General features: G+C 72.3%; 1 protein-coding gene. It reads left to right on the top strand.

Annotated elements, in window-relative coordinates:
• The first annotated feature begins 7 nt into the window (after positions 1–7).
• Positions 8–12,160: an SDR family NAD(P)-dependent oxidoreductase gene (locus ACMTAK_RS07090; protein ID WP_413805380.1), complete on the top strand. Its 12,153-nt coding sequence runs from the start codon at positions 8–10 to the stop codon at positions 12,158–12,160.
• Positions 12,161–12,168 lie beyond the last annotated feature (8 nt).

Here is a 12,168-nt window from a genome sequence, read left to right as displayed (position 1 = left end):
AAACCTCATGGTGAACGTGAATGAAGAGAAACTGGTCGAGTATCTCAAGCGTGTGTCCGCGGATCTGCACGATACGCGCCGGCGTTTGCGTGAGGTGGAGGAGCGATACCAGGAGCCGATCGCGGTCGTGAGCATCGCCTGCCGGTTCCCGGGCGGGGTGAACACGCCCGAGGACCTGTGGCGGCTGGTCGCGGACGGCGTGGACGCCATCGGGGACTTCCCCGCCGACCGCGGCTGGGACCTCGACAGCCTCTATCACCCGGACCCGGACCACCCCGGCACCACATATGTCCGCCGGGGCGGATTCCTCTACGACGCCGACCGATTCGACCCGCAGTTCTTCGGCATCAGCCCGCGCGAGGCGCTCGCCACCAGCCCCCAGCAGCGACTGTTGCTGGAAACCGCCTGGGAGGCATGCGAACGGGCGGGAATCGACCCGGTGTCCCTCAAGGGCTCCCGGACGGGCGTCTACGCCGGTACGGCCACCACCGGCGGCACCACATCGGGTGACCTTCCACAGAAGGGATCCGAGGGATACGCGGGCAACGCACCGAGCCTGCTCTCGGGCCGGGTGTCCTACACCCTCGGCCTGGAGGGACCGGCCGTCACGGTGGAGACGGCGTGCTCGTCGTCGCTGGTCGCGATCCATCTGGCGTGCCAGGCGCTGCGGCAGGAGGAGTGCGCCCTGGCCCTGGCCGGCGGGGTGACGGTGATGACCACCCCCGAGGTGTTCACCGGCTTCTCCCGGCAGCGCGGGCTGTCCCCGGACGGGCGGTGCAAGGCGTTCTCGGCGAACGCCGACGGCACGGGATGGGGCGAAGGTGTCGGCCTGGTACTGCTGGAGCGGCTGTCCGACGCCCGGCGCAACGGTCATCGGGTACTCGCGGTCATCCGTGGTTCGGCCATCAACCAGGACGGCGCCAGCAACGGATTCACCGCGCCGAACGGCCCCTCCCAGCAGCGGGTGATCCGCCAGGCCCTCGCCAGTGCCCGGCTGGCCCCGTCCGAGGTGGACGCGGTGGAGGCGCATGGCACGGGCACCAAGCTGGGTGACCCGATCGAGGCCGACGCGCTGATTGCCACGTACGGCCGGGACCGGCCGGAGGACCGGCCGCTGTGGCTCGGCTCGCTGAAGTCCAACATCGGCCATACGCAGGGTGCGGCGGGTGTGGCCGGTGTCATCAAAATGGTGATGGCGCTGCGGCACGACGTACTCCCGGCCACCCTCCATGCCGAGGAACTGACGCCCCATGTGGAGTGGGACGGGGGCGGTGTCCGGCTGCTGACCGAGCCGGTGGAGTGGCCGAACGGTGAGCGCCCGCGCCGGGCCGGTGTGTCGTCCTTCGGGATCAGCGGAACCAATGCGCATGTGATCGTGGAGCAGGCTCCTGAGGAGGATGCGTCGGCGCCGACCCCTGAGGAGCGCGGGGTGGTTCCGTGGGTGGTGTCGGGGCGGAGTGTGGAGGCGTTGCGGGGGCAGGCAGCGGCGTTGGCTGAGCGGGTGGGCGGCGCGTCCGAGCTTTCGTTGGTCGATGTGGGGTGGTCGTTGGTCTCGTCGCGGTCGGTGTTTGAGCATCGGGCGGTGGTGGTGGGTGGTGACCGGGCCGGGTTGTTGGGTGGTGTGGGGGCGTTGGCGGGGGGTGTGTCGCATCCGGGTGTGGTGCGGTCGGGGGTGGCGGCGTTGGCGGGGAATGTGGGTCCGGTGTTGGTGTTTCCGGGTCAGGGTTCGCAGTGGGTGGGGATGGGTGCGGAGCTGCTGGAGGCGTCCCCGGTGTTCGCGGCTCGGGTGGCGGAGTGTGAGCGGGCGCTGGCGCCGTATGTGGATTGGTCGCTCACGGATGTGTTGCGTGGGGTGGAGGGTGCGGCGGATCTGGGGCGGGTGGATGTGGTGCAGCCGGTGTTGTGGGCGGTGATGGTGTCGTTGGCAGAGGTGTGGGCCGGACACGGCGTACGTCCTGCGGCGGTGGTGGGCCACAGCCAGGGCGAGATCGCGGCGGCTGTGGTCGCGGGGGCGCTGTCCTTGGAGGACGGTGCGAAGGTCGTGGCGTTGCGGAGCAAGGCGTTGCGGCGGCTGGCCGGTGGCGGGGCGATGGCGTCGCTCGGTGTGGGACAGGAGCGGGCGGGGCAGCTGCTGTCCGACTTGGGAGACCAAGCCGCCGGAGTGGGTGTGGCAGCCGTCAATGGCCCCTCGTCCACGGTGGTCTCGGGTCCGCCGGAGCAGGTGGCCGCTGTCGTGGTCGCGTGCCAGGAGGCGGGGGAGCGGGCGCGGCCGATCGAGGTGGACTATGCCTCGCACGGCCCTCAGGTGGAGGAGATCCGCGATGAGTTGGCGCGGGTGCTGGAGGGCGTCCGTCCGATCGATACGTCCGGTTCGGATACGGCGTTCTACTCGACCGTGACGGGCGGCCGTGCCGTCACCACCGACTTGGACGCCGCCTACTGGGTGACCAATCTCCGTGAGCCGGTGCGGTTCACCGATGCCGTTCAGGCGCTGCTGGCCGCCGGGCATCGGGTGTTCATCGAGGCCAGCACCCACCCCGTGCTCACCCTCGGCTTGCAGGAGACCTTCGAGGAAGCCGAGATCTCGGCCGTCACCGTGCCCACCCTGCGCCGCGACCAGGGCGGTCAGGCCCAGCTCCTCCACTCGCTCGCCCAGGCGTTCACCGCCGGGGTCGATGTCGACTGGAGGGCCGCGTTCCCGGGTGGCCCCACCCCTCGTACCGTCGATCTGCCCACGTATGCCTTCCAGCGCCAGCGCTACTGGGCCACCGCCACCGGCGGGGTCGGAGATGTGGGTGCCGCGGGGCTCCAGCGGGTGGAGCATCCGCTGTTGCGGGCGGCGGTGGGCCTTGCCGCTGGCGGGCTGGTGCTGACCGGCCGGGTGTCGGCCACCGGCGGTGACGGCTGGCTCGGTGACCATGTGGTCGCGGGAGCGTCGCTGGTGCCGGGTGCGGCGCTGGTGGAGTGGGCGTTGCGGGCGGCCGATGAGGCGGGCAGTGGCGGCATCGAGGAGCTCGCGCTACAGGTGCCGTTGGTGCTGCCGGAGTCGGGCGGACTGCGGGTGCAGATCGTGGTGGGCGAGGCCGCCGAGGACGGGCGGCGCGATGTGCGGGTGTACTCCCGGCCCGACCGCGATGCCGAGCCCGGCGCGGATCCCGACTGGGTGTCCCATGCCGAGGGCGTCCTGAGCCCACCGACCACGCCGACCACGCCGACCGCGCCGACCGCGCCGACCGAGGCCGAGGAGCTGGCGGGAGTCTGGCCTCCCGAGGGCGCGAAGCCGATGGACGTCGAGGACTTCTACGAGCATGCCGCGGCGGCGGGTTATGCGTACGGGCCGTCGTTCCAAGGGGTGCGCGCGGTGTGGCGGGACGGTGCGGACCTCCTGGCCGAGGTGGCGCTGCCCGAGGCGGCCGGGGACGCGGAGGGATTCGGCATCCATCCGGCACTGCTCGACGCCGCCCTGCACCCCATGCTGCTCGCCGTCGACATCGAGGCGACCGACGACGGGGGGATGCGGCTGCCGTTCGCCTGGAACGGCGTGTCCTTGTGGGCCACGGAGGCGACCACGGTCCGGGTCCGGCTCTCGCCCCATCGGGACGGTGCGGCGGGTGAGCGCGGGTTGAGGGTGGTCGTGGCCGATGGCCTGGGCGCCCCGGTGCTCACGGTCGACTCCCTGACGATGCGCCCCGCCGACCCCCGTCAGCTGCGATCCGTGGGCGGACGTGGCGTCGATGGGTTGTTCACGCTGGGCTGGATCCCGATGCCCGACGTGCCGGACGTGGACGCCTCCGACACCACGGGCTGGGTCGTCCTGGGCGAGGACGCGCTGCACCTGGCCGAGGAGCCCGGACTCGGCGGCGGGGGAGTGGTGTGCCATCCGGGTCTCGAAGGGCTGGTCGCCGCGCTCGACGACGGTACGCCACCTCCAGCGTTTGCCGTGACCTGCCTGCCCGCCGACGGTGGTCCGGCGGAGGCCGGAGCCGTGGCGAGGGCGACTGATGGCCTGGCTGCCGTCGGCCATGCGCTGGATCTGGTGCAGGGGTGGCTGGCCGAACCACGGCTGGCCGATGCCCGGTTGGTGGTGGTGACACGCGGCGCGGTGCCGACCGGGAACCCTGAAGGCGGAACCGGCGGTGGAGAGCTGAATATGGCCGCCGCCGGGCTGTGGGGTCTGCTGCGGAGTGCGCAGGCGGAGCACCCGGACCGATTCGTTCTCCTCGATCTCCACCGGGCCATCGATCCGGCCGCGGATGAGGTGGCGGATGCTGTGGTCCGTGTCGTACGGGCGGATGAGCCACAGGCGGCGCTGCGCACCGAGGGGCCGCTGGTGCCCCGGCTGATGCGCGCGCATGACACCGGCCGTGACACCGGCGTTGCCGACGAGGCGGAATCCGGCGGGCTGACCCCTGGTGGGCTCGACCCGGACGGCACGGTGCTGATCACCGGTGGCACGGGTCTGCTGGGCGGTCTGGTGGCCGAGCACCTCGTACGTACGTGGCAGGTCAAGCATCTGGTCCTGGTCAGCCGACGTGGCTCGGGCGCGCCCGGCGCACCGGAGTTGACCGAGCGGCTGAGTGATCTCGGTGCGCGGGTGCGGATCGCCGCGGTGGACGTCACGGACGCGGACGCGGTGGCCGAGGCGGTGGCCGGTGTCGATCCGGCGCATCCGCTGACCGGTGTCATTCACGCGGCAGGGCTGCTGGATGACGCGGTGGTCACCTCGCAGACGCGGGAACAGGTGGCTCGGGTGTGGGCGGCGAAGGCCACGGCGGCCGCCCATCTGCACACCGCCACGGCGGATCTTCCGCTCCGCATGTTTGTGATGTTCTCGTCGGCCGCCGGAGTCGTGGGCAACGCGGGTCAGGCCGGATACGCGGCGGCGAACGCGTTTGTCGACGCGCTGGCGGCCCATCGGCGGGCGCTTGGGCTGCCCGGGCTTTCCCTGGCATGGGGGCTGTGGGCGCGGGCCAGCGAGATGACCGGGCATATGGGCCGGGCGGATCTGACGCGGCTGCGCGGAATGAGGCCGTTGGCGTCCGAGCGCGGGCTGGCCCTGCTGGACGCCGCGTGCCGGTTCGCGAACCCGCTGATGGTGGCCGTGGACTTCGACCCGGCCGGGGTGGCCGGTGAGGGGCTTCCGGCGGTGTTGCGGGGGTTGGTGTCCGGCCGTGCCCGGCGGCGGGCCGCTGAGGGTGGTCCGTCGGCCTCGGGGTTGGCGGCTGAGTTGGTGGGGTTGGATGCGGCTGGTCGGTTGGGTGTGGTGGTGGATGTGGTGCGGGGTGGTGTGGCGGTGGTGTTGGGGTTTGGTTCGTTGGGTGAGGTGCGGGTGGATGCGGCGTTCAAGGAGTTGGGTTTTGATTCGTTGACGGCGGTGGAGTTGCGTAATCGGTTGTCGGTGGTGACGGGGTTGCGGTTGCCGGCGACGTTGGTATTCGACTATCCGACGCCTCGGGTGCTTGCGGAGTATCTGTGCACCCGGCTGACGGGCGAGACCGGGGGCTCCCGTGCTCCCCTCGCGGTGCGGGCCAATGCGGACGATCCCGTGGCAATCATCGGCATGACCTGCCGTTTCCCGGGAGGTGCGGACTCCCCCGAAACGCTGTGGGACCTGGTCGCGTCGGGGAAGGACGTGATCGGGGACTTTCCGACCGGCCGGGGCTGGGACCTGGACGGGCTGTTCCATCCGGACCCCGATCACCCGGGCACCAGCTATGCGAACGAGGGTGGCTTCCTCCATGACGCCGATGCGTTCGATGCGGCGTTCTTCGGGATCAATCCGCGCGAGGCGCTGGCGACGGATCCGCAGCAGCGGTTGCTGTTGGAGGCGTCGTGGGAGGTGCTGGAGCGGGCGGGGATCGACCCGGTGTCGTTGAAGGGCAGCCCGACCGGTGTCTACGCGGGCGTGATGTACCACGACTACGCCGCCGGGCTCAGCGGCGGCGGCGCGGATGTGAAGCTCGAGGGCTATGCGATGCTCGCGGGTTCGGGCAGTGTGGTCTCCGGTCGGGTGGCGTACACGCTGGGCTTCGAGGGCCCGGCGGTGACGGTGGACACCGCGTGTTCGTCGTCGTTGGTGGCGATGCATCTGGCGGCGCAGGCGTTGCGGCAGGGGGAGTGCACGCTGGCGTTGGCCGGTGGGGTGACGGTGATGGCCACCCCGGATGTGTTCACCGGCTTCTCCCGTCAGCGCGGCCTGGCCCCCGATGGCCGCTGCAAGCCCTTCGCGGCGGCCGCTGACGGTACGGGCTGGGGCGAGGGTGTGGGCGTTCTGCTGCTGGAACGGCTGTCGGACGCCCGGCGCAACGGCCATGAGGTGCTGGCGGTGATCCGTGGGTCGGCGGTCAACCAGGACGGCGCGTCGAATGGGCTGACGGCACCGAACGGTCCGTCGCAGCAGCGGGTGATCCGGCAGGCTCTGGCGAGCGCCGGGTTGTCGGCATCGGATGTCGACGCGGTGGAGGCGCACGGTACGGGTACGACGTTGGGGGATCCGATCGAGGCGCAGGCGCTCCTGGCCACCTACGGTCAGGAACGCCCGGTCGAGCGGCCGCTGCTGCTGGGCTCGATCAAGTCCAACATCGGGCATACGCAGGCGGCGGCGGGTGTCGCGGGCGTCATCAAGATGGTGCAGGCCATGCGCCATGGAATGCTGCCTGCCTCGCTGCATATCGATGAGCCGAGCTCGCATGTGGACTGGGAGAGCGGTGCGGTGCGGCTGCTGACCGAGCCGGTGGAGTGGCCGGACGGTGAGCGGCCGCGCCGGGCCGGGGTGTCCTCGTTCGGCGCCTCCGGAACCAACGCCCATGTGATCCTGGAGCAGGTTCCTGAGGAGGAGGTTCCCAAGGCGGACGGGCCGGAGACGGAGCCGTTCTCCTCCGACCTGGGCACGTTCTCTTGGGTGCTCTCGGCGCGGAGCGCGGAGGCGCTGCGCGGCCAGGCCGCCGCCCTGGCCGACCGCGTGGGCGGCGCGTCCGAGCTCTCGCCCGTCGATGTGGGGTGGTCTTTGGTCACCACGCGATCGGTGTTCGAGCATCGAGCGGTGGTGGTGGGCGATGACCGCGCGGAGTTGTTGGCCGCCGTGGAGGCGTTGGCGGAGGATGTGGCGCATCCGGGCGTCGTGCGGTCGGGAGCGGCGGCGCTGACGGGAGACGCAGGCCCGGTGCTGGTCTTCCCCGGCCAGGGTTCGCAGTGGGCCGGTATGGGAGCAGCGCTGCTGGAAGCGTCGCCCGTGTTCGCGGCCCGGGTGGCGGACTGCGAGCGGGCGCTGGCGCCGTATGTGGATTGGTCGCTCACGGATGTGTTGCGCGGTGCGGAGCGCGCGGCGGATCTGGGGCGGGTGGATGTGGTCCAGCCGGTGTTGTGGGCCGTGATGGTGTCGCTGGCGGCGGTGTGGGCCGGACATGGCGTACGTCCTGCGGCGGTGGTGGGCCACAGCCAGGGCGAGATCGCGGCGGCCGTGGTGGCCGGGGTCCTGTCGTTGGAGGACGGCGCCAAGGTCGTGGCGCAGCGGAGCAAGGCGCTGCGGCGGCTGGCCGGTGGCGGGGCGATGGCCTCCCTCGGCGTTGGCCAGGAGCGGGCGGGCCAACTGCTCTCCGACCTGGGGAACCAGGCCGGAGGCGTAGGCGTCGCAGCCGTCAACGGCCCCTCGTCCACGGTGGTCTCGGGTCCGCCGGAGAAGGTGGCCGCTGTCGTGGCCGCGTGCCAGGACGCGGGGGAGCGGGCGCGGCCGATCGAGGTGGACTATGCCTCGCACGGACCTCAAGTGGACGAGATCCGTGAGGAGTTGAACGAGCTCCTGACCGGTGTCCGTCCGCTTGATACGTCCGGTTCGGGTACGGCGTTCTACTCGACCGTGACCGGTGGCCGGACCGACGGCTCCGCCCTGGATACGGACTACTGGGTGCGGAACCTCCGTGAGCAGGTCCGGTTCACCGATGCCGTCCAGGCCCTGCTGTCCGATGGCCATCGGGTGTTCATCGAGGCCAGCACCCACCCCGTGCTCACCCTCGGCTTGCAGGAGACCTTCGAAGAAGCCGAGATTCCGGCCGTCACCGTGCCCACCCTGCGCCGCGATCACGGCGGCCAGGCCCAGCTCCTCCACTCGCTCGCCCAGGCGTTCACCGCCGGGGTCGACGTCGACTGGACCACCCTGTACCCGGATTCCCCGGCACCCCGTGTGGTCCCTCTGCCCACCTACGCGTTCCAGCGCGAGCGCTACTGGCTCGATGGCCACGGCGGACGCGCCGGCGACCCGGCCGACCTGGGGCTTGCCTCCGCCGGACATCCGCTGCTGGGCGCCGCCGTGGAACTCGCCGATGGCCGTGGCCATGTGCTGACGGGCCGGATTTCGGCGCGTACGCACCCATGGCTCGGTGAGCATATGGTGGCGGACGCGGTGCTGGTCCCGGGGGCGGCGCTGGCCGAGTGGGCGCTGCGGGCGGCCGATGAGGTCGGCTGTGGCGGCGTGGACGAGCTGGCGCTGCACGTGCCACTCGTCTTGCCGCCGTCGGGCGGGCTACGGGTGCAGATCGTCGTGGGCGAGGCCGCCGAGGACGGGCGCCGCGAGGTGCGGGTGTACTCCCGGCCCGCCGCCGGTGAAGGAGACTCCGGCACGGGCTGGATCTGCCATGCGGAGGGTGTGCTGAGCCCGCCCCCGGACCGCTCCGACGAGGCGCCGGGACTGGGCGGTGCGTGGCCTCCGGCCGGTGCGGCACCGCTCGGCGTCGAGGGGTTCTACGACCGGGTCGCGGCCTCGGGCTATGCCTACGGACCGTCCTTCCAGGGGCTGCGGGCCGTGTGGCGGGACGGGGCCGACGTGTGCGCGGAGGTGGTCCTGCCCGAGGCCGCAGGGGAGCAGACCGGATTCGGTATCCATCCGGCGCTGCTGGACACCGCGCTGCATCCCGCGCTGCTGATCGACCAGCTCGACACGCACGGTGACACCGGCACGACCGGTGACGAACCCACCGATGGCCGGGTCTGGCTGCCATTCGCCTGGAACGGCGTGACGTTGTGGGCGGCCGGGGCGACCACGGTCCGGGTACGTCTCTCTCCCCACCAGGAGACCGCCGAGGGCGAGCGCGCACTGCGGCTGACCGTGGCCGACGCCGTCGGCGCTCCGGTGCTGACCGTCGACTCCGTGGCGATGCGGCCCGCGAGCGTCGATCAGCTGCGGGCGGCGGTGGCCCCCGGCAGCCATGCCACGGACAGTCTGTTCACCATCGAGTGGACTCCCCTGCCGCTCGCGGCCGGGGCCGGAGAGGCGGTGGCAGGGGCCGGAGAGGCGGTGGCCGGGGACGATGGCTGGGCGGTCCTGGGGGCCGGCGGCCACCCGGATCCGGCCGCGCTCGTCGCGGCACTCGAAGACGACGAGCCCGTACCGCCCGTCGTTCTCGCCGACCTGACCGACCTGACCAGGCCCACCGGTGAGGGCGCCGAGGAGGCGTCGGCCGAGGCGCTGTCGGCGACCGAACGGGCGCTGGAGCTGGTACGGGGCTGGCTGGCCGAACCACCTCTGACGGACGCCCGGTTGGTGGTGATCACGCGAGGCGCGGTGGCGGTGGACGGCCCCGAGAGCACCGCCCGGGTGGACCTGGCCGCGGCCGCCGTATGGGGCCTGGTGCGCAGCGCACAGTCGGAGAACCCCGGCCGCTTCGTCCTCCTCGACCGCGACGATGGGCCCGGCTCCCAAGCCGACCCGTACACCGACGCCGTGCGCATCGCCGTGGCGCGCGCCGTGGAGATGGACGAGCCCCAACTGGCCCTCCGCGCCGGTCGGGTCCTCGTGCCCCGTCTGGTCCATGCCGGTACCGGTGGCGCGGGGCTGGCGGGCCCCGTGGCGCAGCCCGAGGCATGGCGGCTGGACACCGCGGGCACGGCGACCCTGGAGAACGTCGTACCGGTGCCCTGCCCCGAGGTGCTGGAGCCTCTGGGCGCGGGCCAGGTGCGGATCGCCGTACGCGCCGCCGGTGTCAACTTCCGTGATGTCGTGGTCGGTTTGGGCATGGTGCCCGGCCAGACCGGACTCGGCGGTGAGGGCGCCGGGGTCGTGGTGGACATCGGCCCCGAGGTGACCCATGTGTCCGTGGGCGACCGTGTCATGGGCGTCCTGGACCAGTCGTTCGGACCGCTCGCGGTCACCGACGCGCGGTTGCTGGCGCCGATTCCGGATGGCTGGAGCTTCCGGCAGGCGGCGGCCGTGCCGGTGGCGTATCTGACCGCCTGGTACGGACTGACGGACCTCGCCGGGCTACGGCCCGGAGAGTCGGTGCTGATCCATGCCGCGACCGGTGGCGTGGGAACGGCCGCCGTGCGGATGGCGCGGCACCTGGGCGCGGAGGTCTACGCGACGGCGAGCCCCGCGAAGCACGGGACCCTGGAGGAGATGGGCATCGACGCGGCCCACCGGGCCTCGTCGCGCGACCTTGCCTTCGAAGAGGCACTCCGGGAGGCCACCGGTGGCCGGGGTGTGGACGTGGTGCTCAACAGCCTCGCCGGGCCCTTCGTCGATGCCTCGCTCCGTCTCCTCCGCGAGGGCGGCCGACTGCTGGAGATGGGCAAGACCGACATCCGCGACCCGGAGCTGATCGCGGCCGAGTACCCCGGAGTGACGTATCGGGCCTACGACCTGATCACCCACGCCGGTCCGGACCGCATCGGCGAAATGCTGGGCGAACTGGGCGAGTTGTTCGCCTCCGGTGTGCTCGAACCGCCCCCGGTACAGGCGTGGCCGCTCAGCCGGGCGCGTGAGGCGTTGCGGTATCTCAGCCAGGCCAGGCACACCGGCAAGCTGGTCCTGGACGTCCCCGCCCCGGTGGACCCGGACGGCACCGTGCTCATCACCGGCGGCACCGGCACCCTCGGCGCACTGGTCGCCGGACATCTCGTCCGCACCTGGAACGTCCGCCATCTGCTGCTGGTGAGCCGCAGCGGCCCCGACGCACCCGGGGCCAAGGAACTGGTGGCCCAACTCGCCGACCTGGGGGCCGAGGCCCGGATCGAGGCGGTGGACGTCACCGACGGCCCCGCGGTGCACGACCTCGTCGCGGGCATCGACCCGGCACACCCCCTGACCGGTGTCGTCCACGCGGCGGGTGTGCTGGACGACGCGGTGGTCACCTCGCAGACCCCGGAGCGTCTGGCGCGGGTGTGGGGGCCCAAGGCCACGGCCGCGGCCCATCTCCACACCGCCACCGCGCGGCTGCGGCTCGGCATGTTCGTGATGTTCTCCTCGGCCGCGGGCGTGATGGGCAGTCCGGGCCAGGCCAACTACGCGGCGGCCAACGCCTATTGCGACGCCCTGGCCGTCCACCGCCAGGCCATGGGCCTCCCGGCGGTCTCGGTGGCCTGGGGACTGTGGGCCGATGCCAGTGGTATGACCGGGCATCTGGACGAGGCGGACCTGGCCAGGATGTCCCGCTCCGGCATCGCCGCCATGTCCGGCGAGCAGGCACTGGGGCTGATGGACGCCGCATGCTGGCACGGCGCCCCGCAACCCGCGGCCGTACGGCTCGACCTCCGGACCCTGGCCGCCCAGCCCGCGGACACCCTGCCCGCCCTGCTGCGCACGCTCCTCGACAGCGGGACGACCCCCCGTCGTACCGCCGCCACCAGGGCGCCCGCCGCCGGTCTGGTCGCCCAGCTCACGGCGGTGCCCGCGGAGGAGCAGCACCGGATCCTGCTCACGCTGGTGCGCACGCAGGCCGCGGCGGTCCTGGGCCACGCCGACGCCGGGGCGGTGTCCGGTGACGCCCCGTTCAAGGACCTGGGCTTCGACTCGCTGACCGGTGTCGAACTGCGCAACCGGCTCGCCGCCGCCACCGGGCTGCGGCTGCCCGCCACCGTCGTCTTCAGGCATCCGACGCCCTCGGCCATCGCCGCCGAACTGCGGACGCGGCTGTGCCCCGCGCAGCCGGACACCTCGGCGCCCGTCTTAGGCGAGCTGGAGCGGCTGGAGGCGGCGATGGCGGGGCTCGGTGCCCACGACGAGGCCCGCGGTCGGCTGGCGAAGCGCCTGGAGGCGCTGCTGTGGCGGCTCAACGACGACACACCGGCCGAGGCCACCGGCGAGCACCGCCCCGCCGCTGACGACGGCGGCCTCGCCTCCGCGTCGGACGACGAGTTGTTCGAGTTCATCGACAGGGAACTGCCCTCTTGAGCGTGAGT

The organism is Streptomyces lacaronensis, assembly GCF_047337785.1.
In the GTDB taxonomy this organism is placed as follows: domain Bacteria; phylum Actinomycetota; class Actinomycetes; order Streptomycetales; family Streptomycetaceae; genus Streptomyces; species Streptomyces lycopersici.
The sequence above is the reverse complement of the archived record's forward strand: the minus strand, read 5'-3'. Positions and strand labels throughout refer to the sequence as shown.